Origin of the sequence: Halomonas sp. (assembly GCF_033549285.1) — a bacterium.
In the GTDB taxonomy this organism is placed as follows: Bacteria; Pseudomonadota; Gammaproteobacteria; order Pseudomonadales; family Halomonadaceae; genus Halomonas.
Window position 1 is genome coordinate 1 of sequence record NZ_JAWSUJ010000081.1, and the last position, 19496, is coordinate 19496.

General features: G+C 62.2%; 20 protein-coding genes and 3 pseudogenes. 15 read left to right on the forward strand and 8 right to left on the reverse strand.

The genetic code is table 11. From position 1 onward, the window contains the following. Positions 1 to 87 precede the first annotated feature (87 nt). A pseudogene (locus SCI24_RS15880) lies at positions 88 to 438 on the forward strand (conjugal transfer protein TraG N-terminal domain-containing protein); the annotation flags it as partial. Positions 439 to 447: 9 nt separating this feature from the next. On the opposite strand, the gene SCI24_RS15885 reads toward SCI24_RS15880, so the two are convergent. The 3 genes from SCI24_RS15885 to SCI24_RS15895 all read right to left on the reverse strand — a co-directional run bounded on the left by SCI24_RS15885 (position 448) and on the right by SCI24_RS15895 (position 1550). After that, positions 448 to 828: a hypothetical protein gene (locus tag SCI24_RS15885; RefSeq protein ID WP_318726305.1), complete on the reverse strand. Its 381-nt coding sequence runs from the start codon at positions 826 to 828 to the stop codon at positions 448 to 450. A gap of 66 nt (positions 829 to 894) precedes the next feature. Further along, positions 895 to 1209, reverse strand: a complete 315-nt coding sequence (locus SCI24_RS15890; RefSeq protein WP_318726306.1) for a transcriptional regulator — start codon at positions 1207 to 1209, stop codon at positions 895 to 897. A 2-nt stretch (positions 1210 to 1211) separates the two neighbouring features. Then, a complete protein-coding gene (locus SCI24_RS15895; RefSeq protein ID WP_318726307.1) occupies positions 1212 to 1550 on the reverse strand; it encodes a toxin in 339 nt (112 codons plus the stop codon). A gap of 157 nt (positions 1551 to 1707) precedes the next feature. Here SCI24_RS15895 and SCI24_RS15900 point away from each other — a divergent pair, with 157 nt between their 5' ends. After that, positions 1708 to 2658, forward strand: a complete 951-nt coding sequence (locus SCI24_RS15900) for an IS481 family transposase (protein WP_318726308.1) — start codon at positions 1708 to 1710, stop codon at positions 2656 to 2658. A 241-nt stretch (positions 2659 to 2899) separates the two neighbouring features. Further along, the gene (gene hutC, locus SCI24_RS15905; protein WP_318726309.1) at positions 2900 to 3616 is read left to right on the forward strand and encodes a histidine utilization repressor; all 717 of its coding nucleotides are present in this window, start codon (positions 2900 to 2902) and stop codon (positions 3614 to 3616) included. Positions 3617 to 3691: 75 nt separating this feature from the next. Here the strand turns inward: hutC and SCI24_RS15910 are convergent, their stop codons facing one another. Continuing rightward, positions 3692 to 5014 carry a YjiH family protein gene (locus SCI24_RS15910; RefSeq protein ID WP_318726310.1) on the reverse strand — a complete coding sequence of 441 codons (1323 nt, stop codon included), beginning with the start codon at positions 5012 to 5014 and terminating at the stop codon, positions 3692 to 3694. 338 nt (positions 5015 to 5352) lie between these two features. Between SCI24_RS15910 and hutI the strand changes: the two genes are divergently transcribed. The 5 genes from hutI to SCI24_RS15935 all read left to right on the forward strand — a co-directional run bounded on the left by hutI (position 5353) and on the right by SCI24_RS15935 (position 11332). Then, the gene (gene hutI / locus SCI24_RS15915; RefSeq protein WP_318726311.1) at positions 5353 to 6570 is read left to right on the forward strand and encodes an imidazolonepropionase; all 1218 of its coding nucleotides are present in this window, start codon (positions 5353 to 5355) and stop codon (positions 6568 to 6570) included. Continuing rightward, a complete protein-coding gene (gene hutG, locus SCI24_RS15920; protein WP_318726312.1) occupies positions 6560 to 7522 on the forward strand; it encodes a formimidoylglutamase in 963 nt (320 codons plus the stop codon). Before hutI ends, hutG begins: the two co-directional genes overlap by 11 nt. A 55-nt stretch (positions 7523 to 7577) precedes the next feature. Continuing rightward, on the forward strand, positions 7578 to 9254 hold the full coding sequence (hutU, locus tag SCI24_RS15925; protein ID WP_318726313.1) for a urocanate hydratase: 1677 nt from the start codon (positions 7578 to 7580) through the stop codon (positions 9252 to 9254). A gap of 33 nt (positions 9255 to 9287) precedes the next feature. Beyond that, positions 9288 to 9941 carry a flavin reductase family protein gene (locus SCI24_RS15930; protein WP_161422265.1) on the forward strand — a complete coding sequence of 218 codons (654 nt, stop codon included), beginning with the start codon at positions 9288 to 9290 and terminating at the stop codon, positions 9939 to 9941. 62 nt (positions 9942 to 10003) lie between these two features. Further along, positions 10004 to 11332 carry a YjiH family protein gene (locus tag SCI24_RS15935; protein ID WP_318726314.1) on the forward strand — a complete coding sequence of 443 codons (1329 nt, stop codon included), beginning with the start codon at positions 10004 to 10006 and terminating at the stop codon, positions 11330 to 11332. A gap of 241 nt (positions 11333 to 11573) precedes the next feature. On the opposite strand, the gene SCI24_RS15940 is transcribed toward SCI24_RS15935, so the two are convergent. After that, a complete protein-coding gene (locus SCI24_RS15940; protein ID WP_318726323.1) occupies positions 11574 to 12341 on the reverse strand; it encodes a UTRA domain-containing protein in 768 nt (255 codons plus the stop codon). A gap of 427 nt (positions 12342 to 12768) precedes the next feature. Between SCI24_RS15940 and SCI24_RS15945 the strand changes: the two genes are divergently transcribed. Genes SCI24_RS15945 through SCI24_RS15970 form a run of 6 tightly spaced genes read left to right on the forward strand, consistent with a single transcriptional unit; the run spans position 12769 to position 18071 of the window. Continuing rightward, positions 12769 to 13701 carry an ABC transporter substrate-binding protein gene (locus SCI24_RS15945; RefSeq protein WP_318726315.1) on the forward strand — a complete coding sequence of 311 codons (933 nt, stop codon included), beginning with the start codon at positions 12769 to 12771 and terminating at the stop codon, positions 13699 to 13701. A 55-nt stretch (positions 13702 to 13756) separates the two neighbouring features. Continuing rightward, a complete protein-coding gene (locus SCI24_RS15950; protein ID WP_318726316.1) occupies positions 13757 to 14581 on the forward strand; it encodes an alkaline phosphatase family protein in 825 nt (274 codons plus the stop codon). Further along, positions 14578 to 15411, forward strand: a complete 834-nt coding sequence (locus tag SCI24_RS15955; RefSeq protein WP_318726317.1) for an ABC transporter permease — start codon at positions 14578 to 14580, stop codon at positions 15409 to 15411. Before SCI24_RS15950 ends, SCI24_RS15955 begins: the two co-directional genes overlap by 4 nt. Then, on the forward strand, positions 15395 to 16255 hold the full coding sequence (locus SCI24_RS15960) for an ABC transporter permease (protein ID WP_318726318.1): 861 nt from the start codon (positions 15395 to 15397) through the stop codon (positions 16253 to 16255). The genes SCI24_RS15955 and SCI24_RS15960 overlap by 17 nt, the downstream gene beginning before the upstream one ends. Before the next feature lie 5 nt (positions 16256 to 16260). After that, positions 16261 to 17403: an ABC transporter ATP-binding protein gene (locus tag SCI24_RS15965; protein ID WP_318726319.1), complete on the forward strand. Its 1143-nt coding sequence runs from the start codon at positions 16261 to 16263 to the stop codon at positions 17401 to 17403. A gap of 17 nt (positions 17404 to 17420) precedes the next feature. Beyond that, positions 17421 to 18071: an HAD family hydrolase gene (locus SCI24_RS15970; protein ID WP_318726320.1), complete on the forward strand. Its 651-nt coding sequence runs from the start codon at positions 17421 to 17423 to the stop codon at positions 18069 to 18071. 75 nt (positions 18072 to 18146) lie between these two features. On the opposite strand, the gene SCI24_RS15975 is transcribed toward SCI24_RS15970, so the two are convergent. Together SCI24_RS15975 and SCI24_RS15980 are read right to left on the reverse strand one after the other, a co-directional pair. Continuing rightward, the gene (locus tag SCI24_RS15975; RefSeq protein WP_318726321.1) at positions 18147 to 18311 is read right to left on the reverse strand and encodes a hypothetical protein; all 165 of its coding nucleotides are present in this window, start codon (positions 18309 to 18311) and stop codon (positions 18147 to 18149) included. Then, positions 18299 to 18916, reverse strand: coding sequence for a hypothetical protein (locus SCI24_RS15980; protein ID WP_318726322.1), 618 nt, complete (start codon positions 18914 to 18916; stop codon positions 18299 to 18301). Before SCI24_RS15980 ends, SCI24_RS15975 begins: the two co-directional genes overlap by 13 nt. A 2-nt stretch (positions 18917 to 18918) precedes the next feature. Between SCI24_RS15980 and SCI24_RS15985 the strand changes: the two are divergent. Beyond that, positions 18919 to 19101 (forward strand): annotated as a pseudogene (locus tag SCI24_RS15985) (IS30 family transposase); the annotation flags it as partial. A 176-nt stretch (positions 19102 to 19277) separates the two neighbouring features. Here the strand turns inward: SCI24_RS15985 and SCI24_RS15990 are convergent. Next, positions 19278 to 19496, reverse strand: a pseudogene (locus tag SCI24_RS15990) (TonB-dependent siderophore receptor); the annotation flags it as partial.

Consider the following 19496-nt stretch of genomic DNA (forward strand, 5'->3'; position numbering starts at 1 on the left):
CTCCGTCGGTGAATGACGGGATCAGCGTAGGGGGTCAGGCCACTTAGAGAAACGACGCGCCGGAATGGCCGCTTACTCTCCAGCTACAGCTTCAAGGTCGCCGGGATGGCCACCTTCGGGCTCTTCGCCATGTGGTTCCTGACCTTCTGGTGGGAGCTCGCCCGCTGGATCAATGCCAACCTGGTGGATCTGCTCTACCGCAGCGATGCCGCCAAGCTGAGCTGGCTCTCCGCCGCCAATAACCTATACGACCGCATGGTGCTGCAGTTCGTGGAGGGAATGATGTTTCTGGTGCTGCCGACGATCTGGATGGGAGTGCTGACTTGGGCAGGCTTGAAGGCTGGCGGTGCGATATCGAACAGCATTGGAGATGGCGGGGGCAAGAAAGCTCAAGGTGCAGGCGAAAAGGGCGGAGATAAGGCTCAGTCGGCACGATGAAGCCTATCCTCAATCCATTCTGTTACCGTCTTTGCCGTAGTAGCCGTAGCCGCTGCCAAAGTCCCCCCAGCCAAGATCCTGGTCCTGATCATTTTCCGCTGGCGGCTGGGAGGAGTGGTGGAGCATCCCCTGAGCCACACTGCCAGCCACCACCACCGCTCCGCCAGCCACCTTGCCGGCTCCCCGGGCGATGCGCCGCCACCCCTCCTGGGTGGTGGCCGTTTGGGCAGTGGACTTGGCCACGCCAGTGGCGGAGTCGCGCAGCAAGCGTAGCGACTCTGCCGTGCTCGCCTGGGTATGCCAGCCATCGGACCAGCCGGCCTGCTGTCCCTGACGGTGAGCCTGCTTTCCAGCTGCGATGGCTCGTGCCAGAAGTGATTTCAGCACCATGGATTTCCCTCCCTCGGTACATCAGCTCTCTAGCATAGACCCAGCATGAGGGAAGCACCACCGGGGTCAGCCGAGGGATGCGAGATGCTCGATGGTCTCAGGGTACCGCTGCACGAGCCGAATCAGGGTCTTGGCCTGAGCATTGGGCTTGGCGCGCCCTTGCTCCCAGTTCTCCAGTGTCCTGGGGTTGGTACGCAGGTACATGGCGAACACCGGGCGAGACATATGCAGCTTCTCGCGTAGCGCGATGAGCTCCCCGGCCGTGATATCGGGCACTTCCTCCAGTGCTACGGAGTGAGAGCGCAGCGTGCGTTTGCCTTTGCGCTCATCCGCCAGAGCATCAAAGCCCTCGACGAGCTCGTCAAAGATGTTACGGCCCATGGTCATGTCCTCGCGTTGAGCTCCGCATCCAGCAGCTGTTTCAGGGTCTTACGCTGGGATGGCGTCAGGTCATCCTGTGAATCCTTGTCATACAGGGTGAAAAGCCAGAACTGGGAGCCACCCAGCCACCAGTAGTAGATGATGCGAACACCGCCCCGTTTGCCCTTCTGCCGCTTGGGGTCGCTGAACCGTACCTTGCGCAGCCCTCCTGTGCCCTGGATGACATCTCCCGCAGCTGGGTTCCTGAGCAAGAAGTTCTGGAAGGCACGAAACGCAGCGTCGTCGAAGTGGCTGGAGCGATGTCTCTCGAAGGCTGGCAGCTCGACAAAGGTTGCTTTCATATAAGTGTACGTAGTCTGCGTATATTTTTGCTGCTGCACCTAACTCTGTCAAGCGCCTCGATGGTCGGCCTAGCTGTGATCTCTCGGTAGGTTGTTCATCCGGAGCCTACCCGGAAGACTGGAGATGCGAACCAACCAACCTCTCCAGGAGGCCCGGATGAACACTCACAAGAATGCCCGTCTCACCCCGTATGGTCGAGCCCTGTTAGTGCACCGAGTCATCGAGGAAGGACTCCGGCCAGAAGAGGTCGCCCAGGCCCAAGGCATCAGCGTGAGGACGGTTTATAAGTGGGTACGCCGCTACCGGGAGGAAGGCGATAGCGGGCTGCAGAACCGTTCGTCCCGCCCACGGCGTTGCCCTCATGCGGTCTCTGGCGAGGTCCGCGAGCAGCTCATTGAGCGGCGCCGGCAGCGCCAGACCTATCGCCAGATCGCTCAGCGGTTGGGCATTGGACACAGCACGGTCGCGCGGCTCCTCGCACGCAAGGGGCTGAACAGATTGGCAGCCCTCGCGCCCGCCCGGCCCGACAACCGCTACGAACATGATGCGCCGGGAGACCTCCTGCACCTGGACATCAAGAAGCTCGGCCGCTTCGCACGCCCGGGACATCGGGTCACCGGCGATCGCCAACAGGCCACGCGTGGCGCGGGGTGGGAGTACGTCCACATCGCGATCGACGATCACTCTCGTGTGGCCTTCGGCACCCGCTACCCCAATGAAACCGGCTGGAGCGCGTGTTACGCGCTATTGGAGGCCGTGCGCTATTATCGGGGGCTGGGTATCCGCTTCACCCGCGTGCTGACCGACAACGGCGCCTGTTACCGCTCCCGGGCATTTCACCGCCTGTGCCGGCGTCTGGGGCTGAAGCGAAAGCGCACTCGACCCTATACGCCTCGCACCAATGGCAAGGCAGAGCGGTTCATTCAGACCGCCCTGCGCGAGTGGGCTTATGCACGGTCCTACGAGAGTTCGGAGCAGCGCGGCCAGCATCTGCTCGCCTGGCTTCATCAGTACAATTGGCATCGGCCGCATGCCAGCCTGGATTACCATCCCCCGGTTAGCCGGCTGGGCCTTTCCGTGAACAACCTGATGGGTTTACACACCTAGCGGTATTACATCAGCAAATGGTGGAAATGCCAAAAGGGCGGAAAGGTGGAAGGGAAGGGGATGTCAAGGGGAAGGGGCTTGCCCGGAAAAGCTGAGCAGAGTGAGAACAGCAAAGGAAAGGGCAAAGGGTTGCTGCAGAACTTGTCGCTTCTTCAGCTTCTGGGAGACTAGAGCTGGATAGCCTTTCTGCGACATGTATAGTGTAATTGTATATACAATATTCTCTTCCAAGGATGCCCCCATGGCTAGCACGCCACCTCTCTATCTGCAGATACAGCAGCACCTGCTGGACAGGATCACCAGCGGTGAGTGGCCAGCCCACCACCAGATCCCTCCGGAGGAGCAGCTGGCCAGGGACTTCCAGGTCAGCCGCATGACCGCCAACAAGGCGATTCGCGACCTTGTTCAGAAGGGCTATCTGACACGCCAGCCAGGGCTTGGCACCTTCGTCACCGACCGCAAGGCCGAGTCGTCCCTGGTCGAGGTGTATAACATCGCGGAGGAGGTGAGATCTCGGGGCCATCGGTATGGCAACCAGGTGCTGACCTGTGAGGCCATCGAGGCCGATGACGAGGTCGCGCTGCGTCTTGGGGTGCGGCTCGGCAGCCGAGTCTTCCACACCCTGATCCTTCACCTCGAGAATGATGTGCCGATCCAGCTCGAGAGGCGTTTCGTCAATCCGCGCTGGGTGCTGGATTATCTCGACACCGACTTCTCCCGCCACACGCCCAACGAGGTGCTGGTGGCCGCCTGCCCCATCACTGACGTGGAGCACATCGTCGAGGCGGTCCTGCCCGACCACCAGGCGGCCGAGTGGCTGGCCATCGATACGGCGAGCCCCTGCCTGAGCATGATTCGGCGCACCTGGTCAGGCGAGCAACTGATCAGCTATGCCCGACTGCTTCATCCCGGGGAGCGCTACAAGCTGCGCTCCTCGATGCATCGCGAGGCGACATGAGCGCCCCTTCGTTCTTTACCAACGAAAACGGCCGGGGATTCCCGGCCGTTTGCGTATGCGAGCTTGACGGCAGTGTCAGCCAGCCAATGCCTGCACCAGGTAGCCAGTCGGCACCGCCAGCAGCAGGCTAAGGGCCACGCGGATGAACCACACCACCAGCATTCGACCCACCGATAACGGAATACTGGTGGAGAGGATGCATGGGATCGAGGCTGAGAAGAACAGCACGGCGGATACTGACACCACGCCCGCGGCGAAGCGAGCCGCGAACTCGGCCTCAGCCATCAGCAGCGCCGGCAGGAACATCTCGGCAAGTCCGGCGGCGGAGGCTTGCGCCAGGGCGGCGGCATCCGCCACGCCCCACACCGCCACGAAGGGGTAGAAGAGCCAGCCCAGCCACTCGAACAGCGGCGTGTACTTGGCAGCCAGCAGGCCCAGCAGCCCCACCGACATGATCGACGGCAGGATGCTGATCGCCATCACCAGCCCTTCCTTGAAGTTGAGTGCCACACTGCGGTGCAGGCTCGGGGCCTTCTCGGCCACGTCCAGCCCGATCTGCCAGGCAGTCCTAAGCCGCTTGCCTGGCACCGCCTCCGGCTCGCCATCCTCGGCACTGTCGTCCATCCGCGAGAGCGGCGGCAGTCGCACGGTCACCGCGGTGACGATGAAGGTGATCAGCAGTGTGAGCCAGAAGTAGAGGTTCCACACGGCCATCAGGTCGAGGGTCTTGGCCACGATGATCATGAAGGTGGCCGAGACGGTGGAGAAGCCGGTGGCGATGATGGCTGCCTCTCGCGCCGAGTACTGGCCGGCCTGATAGACCCGGTTGGTGATCAGCAATCCGATGGAGTAGCTGCCCACGAAGGAGGCCACCGCGTCGATGGCCGAGCGCCCTGGTGTGCGCCAGATGGGGCGCATCACCGGCTGCACCAGCACACCGATCAGTTCCAGAAGGCCGTAGCTGATCAGTAGTGCCAGGAAGATGGCGCCGATCGGCACGATCAGTCCTACCGGGATCACCAGCTTGTCGAACAGGAAGGGCAGCATGTCCGGTGCATGCAGGAAGGCTGGCCCCCAGCCGGTCAGTGCCATCACCGCGGCGACAACACCGGCAATCTTCAACACTGTGAAGATGCGCTCGGTCAGGCTGCGGTTCCAGTAACCGCGGATGATCGGATAGGCCGCGCCGGCAACGATCAGCGCCAGGGCATAGAGCCCGCTGGCGTCCCCCAGCAGTGCGCGCGCGCCGGTCACCATATGGTCCAGGGGGATGGTGCGCTTACCGGCGATCTCGATGGGTACGAAGAAGATCAGGATGCCCAGCGTACTGGGCAGGAACAGCTTGAGCAGGGTGGCGGCAGCGACAGGTTGCCGAGCCTGGGGGTCTTGGCGATTCATGGGCACGCCTCGTGTCTTGTGCCGTGCGGTGACTGGATCGGGATAGGCATCCTGCCTCGATATGTATATACAATAAGGTACGCCAACCGCGTGTTCCCGCCTAGCCGATCGGACTAGACATTGGTCGAATGTTTCAGCGCGAAATGGCAGTAATCTGGAGCCGGACTTCCTCCTATTTACTTGATTCTATGGTTTTATTGTGTTTTTCAGCCCTCTTGAAGCGTGTGCCTTGTCACCCACTGTTTCTTGTCAAGGCGGCTTGACGAGCTCCAGGGGGGTAGGCTTATTTGTATATACATTGCGTCTGTATCCGCTGAGCCACCCTGGAGGAGGCCTCCATGTCGAACACCACCACCAAGCGTCGCCTGTGGCGCGATATCCACGTCTTCGACGGGCTGCGTACCCTGCCCGAGCCCATGGCCGTCATCACCGAAGGGGCGCGGGTTGCCAAGCTTGTGCCGATGCGGGCGTTCGAGGAAGGGCTGGCGGAAGGCTGCCATGACATGGGCCGCGGTGGCGTGATGACCCCCGGCCTGGTGGATTGCCATACCCACCTGGTGTTCGGCGGCTCCCGTGCCGACGAGTTCGAGGCGCGCCTGGAAGGGGTCAGCTACGAGGAGATCGCCCGGCGTGGCGGCGGCATCCTGAGCACCGTGACGGCCACCCGGGAAGCCACGGAAGACGAGCTGCTCGAGCTGGCACGGCCGCGTCTCGAGGCACTGATCGCCGATGGCGTCACCACCCTGGAGATCAAGTCCGGCTACGGCCTGACGGTCGAGGACGAGCTGAAGATGCTGCGCGTGGCGCGTCGCCTCGGCGAGGTGCTTCCGGTGCGGGTGGTGACCACACTGCTGGGCGCCCATGCGCTGCCGCCCGAGTTCAAGGATGACAGCGACGGCTATATCGACCTGGTGTGCCAGGAGATGATCCCGGCCGCCGCCCAGGAAGGCCTTGCCGATGCCGTCGATGTGTTCTGCGAGAAGATCGCCTTCTCGGTGGCACAGTGCGAGCGGGTCTTCGAGGCCGCCGAAGCGCATGGCCTGCCGATCAAGGCCCACGCCGAGCAGCTCTCCAACCTGGGGGGCACCGCGATGGCGGCCCGTCACGGGGCACTCTCCGCCGATCATATCGAATTCCTCGATGACGCCGGGATCGCCGCCATGCGCAAGGCCGGTAGTGTCGCCGTGATCCTGCCGGGGGCTTTCCACACCCTGCGCGAGACGCAGCAGCCGCCCATCGCGGCTCTGCGCGAGGCCGGCGTGCCCATGGCCGTAGCAACCGACGCCAACCCGGGCAGCTCCCCGCTGTTCATGCCCACCTTGATGTTGAACCTGGCCTGCACCCTGTTCCGCCTGACGCCCCAGGAGGCCCTGGCCGGCATGACCGCCCATGGCGCGATGGCCCTCGGACTCAACGGAGAAGGGCGGATCCGGGAAGGGGCCGCCGCCGACCTGTGTGTCTGGAATATCGACACCCCGGCCGCACTGGCTTATGCCGTCCAGCCCGGTCGTCTGCGTCAGCGCCTGTTTCAGGGGGAGTTGACCCATGCCGTCTGATACCGCGCTTCACCAGGAATTCGACCGCACCCTGTGGCAGGGGCGGACCGACCCCGAGCCCGACAGCGAGCGCTGGCACCAGAAGATTCAACCGCTGGCCGAGGGTGCCATCCCTGGCTGTGCCTTGCTGGGCTTCGCCTGTGATGCTGGTGTGGCGCGCAACCAGGGTCGTGTGGGTGCCGCCGATGGCCCTGCCGCACTGCGTCGCGCCCTGGCGCCGCTGGCCTGGCACCGACAGGGGCCTGCCTATGACGCCGGAGACGTGCGCTGTGAAGGCGACGCCATGGAAGAGGCTCAACAGGAACTGGCAGACCGACTCGCTCCGCTGCTAGGCGAGGGACACCTGCCCATCGTGCTGGGTGGCGGTCATGAGGTGGCCTATGCGAGCTGGTCGGGGCTTGCCCAATACCTGGCAGCCAGCGATGAGCAGGCACCGCGCGTCGGCATCATCAACCTGGATGCCCATTTCGATCTGCGCAATCCGAGCTATGTGCGCTCATCAGGCACGCCGTTTGCCCAAATTGCCAACGACTGTGCTCAGCGTAGCTGGCCGTTTCAGTACGCCTGTCTGGGCGTCAGCCGAGCTGCCAACACTCGGGCGCTTTTCCAGCGCGCTGCCCAGCTGAACGTCATGGTGCGAGAAGACCGGGAGTTTGATGCCACGCGACTTACCGCTCTTTTGCAGGACGTAAAGACATTCGCTGATCACTGCGACCACCTCTACCTGACCATCGATCTGGACGTGCTGCCTGCCGCGGAGGCTCCCGGGGTGAGTGCCCCGGCCGCCCGTGGTGTGTCGCTCGCCCTGATCGAGCCGCTGATCGAGGCCATTCGAGATAGCGGCAAGCTGCGCCTGGCCGACCTGGCGGAGCTCAATCCCGGCCGTGATATCGACGGCCGCACCGCCAGGGCGGCCGCTCGCCTGGTGCATCTGCTGACCCTGAATGACTGAGAGCCGACGGCTCCACGACCACGACAACTCATCAAGACTTTTGAGGCAACACGCCATGACCCAGCAAGACAAGCGTCACGACCCCTCCCGCAAGATCGCCGCGCCCACCGGTACTGAGCGCAGCTGCAAGAGCTGGCTCACCGAGGCCCCGCTGCGCATGCTGATGAACAACCTGCACCCCGACGTGGCCGAGCGCCCCGAGGACCTGGTGGTGTATGGCGGCATCGGCCGCGCCGCTCGCGACTGGGAGTGCTACGACAAGATCGTCGAGACCCTGCAGCGCCTGGAGGATACCCAGACCCTGCTGGTGCAGTCCGGCAAGCCGGTGGGCGTCTTCGAGACCCACAAGGACGCGCCGCGCGTGCTGATCGCCAATTCCAACCTGGTGCCGGCCTGGGCCAACTGGGAGCACTTCAACGAGCTGGATCGCAAGGGCCTGATGATGTACGGCCAGATGACCGCCGGCTCGTGGATCTACATCGGCTCCCAGGGCATCGTGCAGGGCACCTACGAGACCTTCGTCGAGGCGGGTCGCCAGCACTATGACGGCGAGCTCAAGGGACGCTGGATCCTGACCGCCGGTCTCGGTGGCATGGGCGGTGCCCAGCCGCTGGCCGCCACCCTGGCCGGTGCCTGCTCGCTCAATATCGAATGCCAGCAGTCGAGCCTCGATTTCCGCCTGCGCACTCGCTACCTCGACGAGCAGGCCGAGGACCTGGATGACGCACTCAAACGTATCGAGCGCTACACCGTCGAGGGCAAGGCGATCTCCATCGGCCTGTGCGCCAACGCGGCCGACGTGCTGCCCGAGCTGGTCAAGCGCGGAGTCAAGCCCGATATGGTCACCGACCAGACCAGCGCCCACGACCCCCTGCATGGCTATCTGCCCCAGGGCTGGACCTGGGAGGAGTATGTGGCTCGTGGCAAGTCACAGCCCGAGGCCACCGTCAAGGCCGCCAAGCAGTCCATGGCGGTGCATGTTCAGGCGATGCTCGACTTCCAGAAGATGGGCGTGCCCACCTTCGACTATGGCAACAACATCCGCCAGATGGCGATGGAAGAGGGCGTCGAGAATGCCTTCGACTTCCCGGGCTTCGTGCCGGCCTACATCCGCCCGCTGTTCTGCCAGGGCATCGGCCCGTTCCGCTGGGCGGCGCTCTCCGGTGACCCCGAGGACATCTACAAGACCGACCAGAAGGTCAAGGAACTGATCCCCGACGACCCGCACCTGCACAACTGGCTTGACATGGCACGCGAGCGCATCAGCTTCCAGGGCCTGCCGGCGCGCATCTGCTGGGTCGGCCTCAAGGACCGCGCCCGCCTGGGTCAGGCCTTCAACGAGATGGTCAAGAACGGTGAGCTCAAGGCCCCGGTTGTGATCGGGCGCGATCACCTGGACTCCGGCTCGGTGGCTAGCCCCAACCGCGAGACCGAAGCGATGCAGGACGGCTCCGATGCCGTGTCCGACTGGCCGCTGCTCAACGCCCTGCTCAACACCGCCGGTGGCGCTACCTGGGTGTCGCTGCACCATGGCGGCGGCGTAGGCATGGGCTACTCCCAGCACTCCGGCGTGGTGATCGTCTGCGACGGCACCGATGATGCCCATGCTCGCGTGGGCCGGGTGCTGCGCAACGATCCGGGTACCGGTGTCATGCGTCACGCCGATGCCGGCTACGAGATTGCCAAGAACTGTGCCCGTGAAAACGGCCTCGACCTGCCGATGATCAAGTGAACGGCCTAATTCCAACGATAAAGAGGACATGACATGAAATATATGCCTAACAGTGAGAAGTGCCCGCTGCCTTACTCACCCTTCAAGAGCTGTACCGTTCCGCGCCCGATCGGCTGGCTCTCTTCTATCAGCCCGGATGGGGTCGAGAACCTGGCGCCTTACAGTCAATGGCAGAACCTGACATTTGATCCGCCGATGGTGATGTTTGCCGCCAACCAGTATCCCGATGGCCGGCGCAAAGATACGGTCATCAATGCAGAGAAGACCGGCTGGTTCGTTTGGAACATGGTGACCTTTGACCTCAAGGACGCCATGAACACGTCCGCGATGGCGGTGCCGTATGGTGAAAGTGAAATCGGGCTCGCTGGATTGAAAACGGTCAAGGCAGACCTGTCCGATGTGCCGATGGTGGCGGATAGTCCTTGTCATTTCGAGTGCAAGTACATCTCGACGCACCGCCTCAAGGGCAACTCGAACGTGGGTACCATCGACATTGTCTTTGCGGAAGTCGTGAAGATTCACGTCAAGGATGAGTTCATCACCGAAGAGGGCAAGATCGACATCATGAAAGCCCGACCCATCGCGCGCATGGGCTATCACGATTATACGGTGGTAGACAATCGCTTCGAGATGAAGATTCCGAAAGCCTCTGAGGATGAGGCAGATGGTCTTGAAGGTCGCCCTTGAAAACTGGCTGATGGGGGAGGCCTACTCCCCCGTCATCATCCTAGGCTCAGAGGATGCGGGAAATGGAAAATAGCGCTGTTGAAAACAATGCCAAAAGAAAACATTCACTTTCAGAAATCTTGAGGGTGGCGATTCCGAGCTTCCTTGGGATCATGGTGTTCTTCGTTCCGATAACAATAGCCGATAAGAACACCATTCTTCTCGACCACCTTGTGATCTGGTGTGAGAACCTGCTAGGTGAGAACAGCCAGTGGTATGCGCTGTTGCTTATTATTGGTGGCTCGGCATTACCCATCATGCAGAAGTTCTGGCGACAGGGCTTTGGCAGTATCGTGTTCACGCTCTTCAAGTTCATCGGCCTGGTGCTGGCCGGTATGGTCATCTTCAAGGCTGGCCCTGCAGCGCTCTATGAACCCTTCATGCTGGAGTTTCTCTGGAAAGCCCTGGTCATTCCGGTCGGTATCCTGGTGCCAATTGGTGCGATCTTCATGCCGCTCCTGGTCAACTATGGCCTGGTGGAGCTGGTCGGCACCTTGACTCAGCCCTTCATGCGCTTGGCATTCAAGGTGCCCGGCCGGTCTGCGATCGATGCGGTGGCGTCATTCATCACCAGTTTTGCCGTTGGGCTCCTGATTACCAACAAGGCCTACCTCAGCGGGGAGTACTCCGCGAAGGAGGCTGCCATTATTGCGACGGGGTTCTCCACGGTATCCGTCGCCTTCATGGTGATCGTGGCCAGAACACTGGGGCTGATGGATATCTGGGTAGTGTTCTTCCTGGCAACGTTGTTCACTACTGTTGTGGTAACGGCTATCAGTGCACGAATTCCTCCCATCTCCAGCATGGATGATCACGCCTCGAATCGAGAAGCGACACCGGACAAGGGAAATCGCGTGGCAACGGCAGTGGCGGAGGCCATTGGGGTCGCCAACAGTCCGAAGAGTTTCCTCAACCTGGTTAAGGACAACCTGAAGGATGGCATCGTGATGACGATGACCATTCTTCCCACTATCCTCTCGGTTGGTACGATCAGTCTGCTGATTGAAAAGTACACGCCGGCCTTTGACTACATCGGGTATATCTTCTATCCCATCACGCTTCTCTTTGGTATGGACAATGGGCTGGAACTCTCTTCTGCAGTGTCTACCAGCTATTCAGAAATGTTCCTTCCGGCATTGATCATGGCGGAAGCGGATGTTGTCTCGAAGCTGGTGGCAGGCATCACGGCCATTTCTTCTATTCTTTTCGTCTCTGCCTCCATCCCCTGCATCATGGCGACCAATATCCCGATTTCCTTCTACGGACTGACGGTAGTCTGGGCAGTCAGAACCGCGCTGACGATGGTGATTGCCATCCCACTGTCGATGGGTATCGCAGCTTTCGTCATGTGACAAACACACCAGGGGTATCCCAGCATTAGCCGTCCCTACCTCCACCGCCGTCGCGTGTGATCCACCGACGATGATGTGAACAGCCCTAACTGTTGATCCAGTTAGGGCTGCATGATATTTAATAATGATTTTTTAAAAATTTGGAGTGGCGAGTTTTGTGGTGCTTGGATTTATGGGGTTTCATCCTTTCTCGATTAAGCTACTTTCTTTCCTCTATGTTTTGTAAAGTTAATGCGGGATTTTAACTACCATTTTGCGATGCTGCCGATAGCGTGAGCTCGATGGCATCGTGCCGCCAGAGCTCATCATCGCAATCGATGGCCCGCCCGTTCTGATCGCAGTTGATACGTGTCACACGCTGAGCAGGTCCGCCTGCAGCGGCGCGTAGAGCATCGGCGGCTCGCTCATCCAGCACCGTGGAGCAGAGCTCGAAGCTCACGCGACTGACGCGTATGCCGTAGTGGCTGCGATAGAGCTCGGTCAGCGAGCGGGTCTCGAGGTCGTGGTCGAGAATCCCCGGGAAGCAATCCGTACGCAGGTGGTGCTCCACATACAGCACGGGGCGGCCATCGACGTGACGGGCTCTGACGATATGGTAGACCGGTGTGCCCTCCATGATCCCCAAGCGGGCAGCGATTCTGGTAGACGCTGGGCGCTGGGTTGCCTCCAGTACGTAGGTCTCTGCCCGGCGCTGCTGAGACTCCACCATCTCCCGGAAAGGCAGGCAGGCGAGCAGGTCATAGCGCAGGCGTGGTGGCGAGACGAACCAACCACGACGATTCTCCCGATAGATGCGCCCTTCGGCTTCCAGCTGCGTCAGAGCTTCTCGCAGGGTAATGCGGGTAGTACCGAAGCTCGCCATCATCTGCCGTTCCGAAGGTAGCCGCGCTCCGTGACCGACGGCCTTGTCGGCCAGCATGTCGAGCAGCGCATGGCGCAGTCGATTCGCCGGTGGTGTCAGGCTGGGTGGATGGTGGCTAGGTGCTGACGTCGGAGAGGGCGGTGGCATCGTGGTCAATGGTGTCTCGTGTCTGGTCTAGTTCAGTTGTCGTTCCGTTATAAACGGCATGCTGCGTGTCAGCCTAGCGAAATTTCCATGTCGTCACGATGACAGCAGTTCCACGGAATACCAATGATGCCAATGTGTGTCGAGAGCGGCGGCACGCAATCCCTTTGCCATGTTACCGACACGCCACTGTCACCTTGTCGGCCTAGTGTGCCTCCTGTCAGCCGCTTCTGAACTAGACCAGATGGCGGTTTCATCCTGACCACCTGCATGGAGCCACACCGCGAATCCGACACGTTCGACGCTGCTTCGCCTCACTCTGACCGCTGCACTGGGCACCACGCTGTTCGCCGGCCAGGCGCAGGCTTCCTCCGATCTGTCAGATCTGATCGCTGCCGCCCAGGAGGAGGGCCGTGTCGACAGCGTCGGCATGCCGGATACCTGGGCTAACTGGAAGGACACCTGGGCGGATCTCAAGGAGCATTACGGCCTGGAGCACATGGATACGGACATGAGCTCCGCCGAGGAGATCGCCAAGTTCAAGGCGGAAGGCGAGAACGCGACCGCCGACATCGGTGACGTGGGCATCAGCTTTGGCCCGATCGCCGTGGCGGAGGGCGTCACTCAGCCCTACAAGCCCACCACCTGGGACGAGATCCCGGACTGGGCCAAGGACGACGACGGCCACTGGATGCTCGGCTATACCGGCACCATCGCCTTTATGACCAACAAGCAGCTGGTACCGGAAGAGGAGCGTCCGCGCAGCTTCGCCGACCTGGCCGAGGGAGAGTACAGCGTGTCATTAGGCGCCGTGGGCCAGGCGGCTCAGGCCAATAGCTCCGTGCTGGCGGCGGCCTTTGCCAATGGTGGCGATGAAAGCGATCTGACCCCGGGGCTGGAGCTGTTTGCCGAGCTGGCACGCCAAGGGCGTCTTTCGCTGGCCGATCCCAGCATCGCCAACCTCGAGAAAGGCGAGGTCGAGGTGGCGCTGCTGTGGGACTTCAACGCCCTCAACTATCGCGACCAGATCGATCGTGACGCCTTCGAGGTGGTGATCCCCTCTGATGCCTCGGTCACCTCCGGCTATGCCACCATCATCAACAAGCATGCCCCGCACCCCAACGCCGCCAAGCTGGCACGCGAGTTCATCCTTTCCGATGAGGGCCAGTTCAACCTGGCAGAGGGCTATGCCCGGCCGATCCGCGCCCAGCACCTGACCCTCCCCGAGGAGATCGCCGCCAAGCTGCTGCCCAACGAGCAATACGCCAATGCCCGGCCGGTGGAAGATTTCGACGCCTGGGAACAGAGTGCCCGCCAGTTGCCGCGCCAGTGGCAGTCCCAGGTACTGATGCACCAGCAGTAACCCTTCCGCTCTCTCATCGATTGCCGCCTCCCCGTGAGGCGGCAAGGAGGTTTGCATGTCTCATCGCGTCATCCTCGTGGTGCTAGATGGCCTCAACCATGCCGTGGGTCAGCACGCCATGGGCCACCTGCATGCGCTGTGTGAGGCGGGCCGTGGCAGTTACCACACACTGGATTGTGAACTGCCCGCCATGTCGCGTCCGCTCTACGAGTGCCTGCTGACGGGGGACCGCCCGGTGGACTCCGGTGTGGTGCATAACCAGGTGGTACGCCGTTCCACCGGCACCAGCCTGTTCGATCTGGCGGTTCGCCAGGGGCGACGGACCGCCGCGGCGGCCTATCACTGGGTCAGCGAGCTCTATCTGGAAGCCCCCTTCGTGCCGGCACGCCATCGTTTCCATCAGGATCCCGAAAGTGCCATTCAGGCCGGGCTGTTCTACTGGCAGGATCACTATCCCGATGACCACCTCTTCAGTGATGCCGAGGCGCTACGCCGTCTGAGCGACCCTGACTTCCTGCTGGTACACAGCATGAATGTCGATGATGCCGGCCACCGTCATGGCGGGGAGTCGCCCCAGTACCGCAACGCCGCGCGGCGAGCCGATATCGCTCTGGCCGATTACCTGCCGGCCTGGCTGGCTGAGGGTTACCAGGTCATGGTGACCGCCGACCATGGGATGAATGCCGACGGCTCCCACTCGGGCCTGCTGGAAGAGGAACGCCGGGTGCCTCTGTGGCTGTTCGGCGAGGCGTTTGCCCATGATGCAGCGATCACCCTCCAGCAGCCGCGGCTGTGCGGCACACTTGCCAGCCTGCTGGGCCTACAGCACGACAAGCCTTCTCACCCTGAGCTGCTGATCAGGGGGAGGGACGCGTCGTGAAGCGCCTGCTGCCTGCCTGGCTGTGGCTGATGCCTTTCGCGCTGGTCTTCGTCGCCTTCCAGATGGCGCCTCTGGGCTGGATCGCCGTCAGCGCCTTCCAGGTCGAGGGAAGGTGGGGGCTGGGGCACTTTCAGGAGATCGCCACGTCACCCTTCTTTCGCCAGGCGATCTGGCGCAGCCTCGAGATCTCCCTGGTCTCCAGTCTGCTGGGGCTCATCATAGCCGTTCTGGCGTGCCACAGCCTGACCCGTACCAATGGCCCGCTGCGTCGCTGGATGATCGCCTTCACCAACATGACCAGTAACTTTGCCGGGGTGCCGCTGGCCTTCGCCTTCATCATCCTGATGGGGGCCAACGGAGTGCTGACCTTGGCCCTGCAGCGTGTGGGGCTGATCGATGACTTCTCGCTCTACTCACGCACCGGCCTGATCGTCATCTACACCTGGTTCCAGATTCCGCTGGGCATGCTGCTGCTGTTTCCCGCCTTCGCGGGGCTGCGCGCCGACTGGCGTGACGCTGCCAGCCTGCTGGGCGCTGGGCGAGTCGCCTATTGGTGCCACATCGGCCTGCCGGTGCTCCGGCCGGCGTTGGCCGGGACCTTCACCATCCTGATCGCCAATGCCATGGGCGCCTATGCCACCGTCTACGCCCTGGTCAACACCAGCTACAACCTCATGACCATCCGTATCGCCAACCTGGTGTCGGGCGACCTGTTCCTGCAGCCCAACCTGGCCAGCGCCCTGGCGCTGATCCTGGTGGGCCTGTTGGCCATGGTCACCCTGATCCAGCAGTGGCTGTTACGCAGGAGCCATCATGTCGCAGAACGCTGATCTCACCCTGTCGCGGCCCAAGGCACCGGCCCTGCCGACGCTTCGCTTACCGCGTCCATCTATTCATGCCCTGGTGGTGGGGGGCGTCTTTACCCTGCTGGCACTGCCTCTGGCGGCGACTCTGGGGTATGCGCTGGCTACCAGCTGGGGCGCCACGCTGCTGCCGGACGGGCTGACCCTCAAGTGGTTCCTGGAGCTGTGGAGCACGCCGCGTTTCCAGCTGGCGTTCGCTCGCTCCATGCTGGTGACCCTGGGAGCTCTCGTGTTGAGCCTGGTACTGGTCGTGCCGGTGGCCTTCCTGGCGCATACCCGCTATCCGCGGCTGGATGCCTGGATGAACGGGCTGGTACTGGTGCCCTTTGCCGTACCGCCGGTGGTCTCCTCGGTAGGTCTGCTGCAGCTCTATGCCGGTGGCCCGCTGCCGCTGGTGGGCTCCCCCTGGATCCTGATCTTCACCTACGTGACGATCACGCTTCCCTTCGTCTACCGGTCCGTTGCCAACAGCTTGCGTACCATCGATGTGAAATCATTGATGGATGCCGCTCAGCTGCTTGGCGCGACGCCTTTCAAGGCCTTCTTCCTGGTGATCCTGCCCAATATCCGCATCGGCGTTCAGGTCGCCATCTTCCTTTCCTTCTCCTTCCTGGTGGGCGAGTTCGTCTTCGCCAACATGCTGGTGGGTACCCGCTTCGAGACCCTGCAGGTCTATCTCAACAACATGCGTGGGGCCAGCGGTCACTTCACCAGCGCGCTGGTGATCACGCTCTTCCTGTTCACCCTGTTGCTGACCTGGCTGGGGAACCGCCAGGCCGGCCACGCCATCGCCAAGGATGCCAACGCATGACAACCTTGACCGCCGCACCCTATGCCCGCGACCACCTCCCGACGCTCGATCGCCGCGACACTGTGGCCGATGCGCCGGCAAGGCTGCAGGGCGACACAGCCCCTGCGTCGCCCGACTATCTGCGTCTCGAGAGCTTGGCCAAGCGCTTCGGCGAGACTCAGGTGTTTTCCCAGATCGATGCCGTGATCGCCAAGGGCGAGTTCGTCACGCTGCTGGGCCCCTCCGGCTGCGGGAAGTCGACCCTGCTGAGGGCCATCGCCGGTCTGAACACGCTCGATGAAGGCCGCATCATGGTGGGTGGTGAGGAGATCACGTCACTCCCTCCCCAGCAGCGCGGCGTCGGCATGGTATTCCAGCACTATGCGCTGTTCCCCAATATGCGAGTCACCGACAACGTCGCCTTCGGGCTTCGTATGCAGAAGGTGCCCCAGGAGGAGCGCCGCCGCCGTGTGGACGAGGTGCTGCGCCTGGTCGAGCTGCGCGAGCATGCCGACAAGTTTCCGCATCAACTCTCCGGAGGGCAGTGCCAGCGGGTGGCGCTGGCACGCGCGCTGGTCGTGGAGCCCTGTATCCTGCTGATGGATGAGCCGCTGTCGGCGCTGGATGCACGCATCCGCCGTCACCTGCGTCAGCAGCTGCGCGACATTCAGAAGACGCTGGGCCTGACGACGCTGTTCGTGACCCACGACCAGGAAGAGGCGCTGATGATGTCCGACCGCATCTTCCTGATGCATGACGGACGTATCCTGCAGCAAGGGGATGCCGAAGCACTGTACACACGGCCCCGCAGTCATCAGGCCGCTGGTTTCATGGGGCACTACAACGTGCTGTCGGGTCATCAGGCGCATGCGCTGCTCGGCACAGTGAGCAGGGCGGCGCGCGTGGCGTTGAGGCCCGAGGCCATCTACTTGCAGTCGGTGTCAGAGGTCTCGCAAGGCGGTGAAGTGCCAACCCACGCAGGCCCTGGCTGCCGAGGGGTGATCCGCCGTCGTCAGCTGCTGGGCAACATCGTACGCTATGCGGTGGAGTGTGCCGGGGTTGAGCTCTCTGTTGATGCCCTCAACCGAGGCAGCCGCCATCTGCTGGCGGAAGAGAGCGAGGTGCTGGTGTTCGTCGACCTCGATGAGGTTCAGGAGCTCGAGGAGTGAGTATGTCTCGCAGGGCAATGCGTCTGGCACTGTTCGATTTGGATGACACCCTGCTCGATGGGGACATCACCGGGTTTTGGAATGAGTGGCTGATCGAACAGGGCTGGATCCCCGATGCCGCCGAGTATCGCCGCACCTGGGATCATCATATGGCCGACTACGCGGCAGGCACCCTGGATATGGAGGCGCACCTGGCCTTTCTGCTCGCCCCCTTGGCAGGACGCAAGGTCCAGGAAGTGGCTGAGCAGGTCGAGGTCTTCCTGGATAGTTGCATCATGCCCCGACTGTTCCCGGGAGGCCTGACGCAGGTGGCATGGCATCGCAAGCAGGGGCATACCACCGTCGTCATCTCCGCCTCGACCGCCCAGCTGGTGGTGCCGCTCGCCAGGCGCTTAGGCTGCGATGCGGCACTGGCAACAGAGCTCGAGGAGCAAGCCGGTCGCTATACCGGCCAGGCGCGCGGTACCCGCACCTTCAAGGAAGGCAAGCTTCACGCACTCAAGGAGTGGCTGGGGGATGAGCAACCGGCGGAAACTTGGGGCTACTCCGATTCCCGCAACGACCTGCCGCTTCTCGAGGCGGTGGAAAGGCCGCACGCCATCCACCCAGATCCGGTACTCGCCGGCATTGCGCGTGAGCGGGGCTGGGCGATGCCTACGTGGAGGTGAGTGCTAAGCGACTATGAGTTTTTGCTCGATACCGAGCCGTTCAAGCTGGTTTAGTCCAGCCCGTACGGCTCCCCATCATAGATGCCCTTCGATGACGTCGCGTGTCTGAGATGGCTCGAACACGGTGTCGAAGGCCCACTGGCCGAAGCCGCCCTGCTCGTTGACGGCCTTCACCAAGGTCTCCATGGCGGTGCGCTTCTCGACGTTCTGCTGGCTGTCCTGGCCCTTCACCTCGAGCACCAGGGTCCTAGCCGGAGCAGGTAGTCGGGCACGAAGTTGCGGGAGGAGCCCCTCCACAGGTAGCGCACCTTGAAGTCGAGGTGGTCGTTCTTGGCCCAGGCAGCAATGCCGGGGTGGTCCTCGCAGACGTCGGCGACCATCTTCTCCCAGGCGCTGTCGTAGACGACGTGGCTGATCTGAGAACGCTCGGTCGGGGCACATGGCTTGGTGGTGAGCCAGGGCCGCATGTAGGCGGTGGCCCCGATGGGCTGGTGCTCCTCGAAGATCAGATCCTGACGCTCCACGTTCTGCTCGGTGACGTGGCGACTGACGTGCGCCACCACGGTATCCATGTTGAAGGCGAAGAGCAGCCGGCGACGCACCGGGTCCTGGTGCCAGAGGCTGGGGATATCCAGCTTTCGGCTTTCCAGGAACTGTTCGACCAGCCGGATGAGTTGCACCGCGAGGTACTGCTTGTCGCCACCGAAGGTGGCCTGGTTCTGCAGGTAGAGCTTGCGAGCCGCGCGGAAGATCAGATTCTGCAGTCGGAACTCCTCCACCGCTCGCTCGAGGTCGATCTCAGTGACCATGGCCAGGTTGGGTGAGCCGGTCAGAGACGGCGGCAACGTACTTCTGTGATCCATACTGCTCCGGGCAGCGTGGGACCAACGAGAACACGAATGGCCTGATACGGCAGTACTTTCCCAAGGGAACGGACTTCCGCCAGGTCACCGACGCCGAGTTGCGCAGGGTGGTCAGGAAGCTGAATGACCGCCCTCGAAAACGGCTCGGCTATCGGACACCGGGCAGGTGTTTCTGGGGGAAACTCAGGAGCCCTGGATACCGCAGGTGCTGCGCTTATTGCTTGAATTCAGGTTTCAATGCATTCAGGACTCTAAAATGCCGCGCTTGGACAGGCTAGTTCATCATGAAGATGGCGGTCCGAAGACCGCCATGGGTAATAGGCTGGTTATCATGGCCCATTAATCAGAATTCGAGACGCGCCTCCAGCATATAGGCACGACCCGGCATCGGAACGCGTCCCACCGGGCTGACGTCGGTGCCACGGAAGTAGGCATCATCATCGAGCAGGTTGGTGGCCGAGAGACCAACGTTCAAGAGAGTATCGTCGCTGAGGCTGATATCGCGGCCGATGCGGGCGTTGACCAGGGTGTAGGCAGGCAGTTCGCCGGCATCACCGTTAGC

Coding starts and splice junctions, on each gene's coding strand:
- SCI24_RS15885 (WP_318726305.1), bottom strand. CDS start 828: ATGGTGCTGAAATCACTTCTGGCACGAGCCATCGCAGCTGGAAAGCAG.
- SCI24_RS15890 (WP_318726306.1), bottom strand. CDS start 1,209: ATGGGCCGTAACATCTTTGACGAGCTCGTCGAGGGCTTTGATGCTCTG.
- SCI24_RS15895 (WP_318726307.1), bottom strand. CDS start 1,550: ATGAAAGCAACCTTTGTCGAGCTGCCAGCCTTCGAGAGACATCGCTCC.
- SCI24_RS15900 (WP_318726308.1), top strand. CDS start 1,708: ATGAACACTCACAAGAATGCCCGTCTCACCCCGTATGGTCGAGCCCTG.
- hutC (WP_318726309.1), top strand. CDS start 2,900: ATGGCTAGCACGCCACCTCTCTATCTGCAGATACAGCAGCACCTGCTG.
- SCI24_RS15910 (WP_318726310.1), bottom strand. CDS start 5,014: ATGAATCGCCAAGACCCCCAGGCTCGGCAACCTGTCGCTGCCGCCACC.
- hutI (WP_318726311.1), top strand. CDS start 5,353: ATGTCGAACACCACCACCAAGCGTCGCCTGTGGCGCGATATCCACGTC.
- hutG (WP_318726312.1), top strand. CDS start 6,560: ATGCCGTCTGATACCGCGCTTCACCAGGAATTCGACCGCACCCTGTGG.
- hutU (WP_318726313.1), top strand. CDS start 7,578: ATGACCCAGCAAGACAAGCGTCACGACCCCTCCCGCAAGATCGCCGCG.
- SCI24_RS15930 (WP_161422265.1), top strand. CDS start 9,288: ATGAAATATATGCCTAACAGTGAGAAGTGCCCGCTGCCTTACTCACCC.
- SCI24_RS15935 (WP_318726314.1), top strand. CDS start 10,004: ATGGAAAATAGCGCTGTTGAAAACAATGCCAAAAGAAAACATTCACTT.
- SCI24_RS15940 (WP_318726323.1), bottom strand. CDS start 12,341: ATGCCACCGCCCTCTCCGACGTCAGCACCTAGCCACCATCCACCCAGC.
- SCI24_RS15945 (WP_318726315.1), top strand. CDS start 12,769: ATGCCGGATACCTGGGCTAACTGGAAGGACACCTGGGCGGATCTCAAG.
- SCI24_RS15950 (WP_318726316.1), top strand. CDS start 13,757: ATGTCTCATCGCGTCATCCTCGTGGTGCTAGATGGCCTCAACCATGCC.
- SCI24_RS15960 (WP_318726318.1), top strand. CDS start 15,395: ATGTCGCAGAACGCTGATCTCACCCTGTCGCGGCCCAAGGCACCGGCC.
- SCI24_RS15970 (WP_318726320.1), top strand. CDS start 17,421: ATGCGTCTGGCACTGTTCGATTTGGATGACACCCTGCTCGATGGGGAC.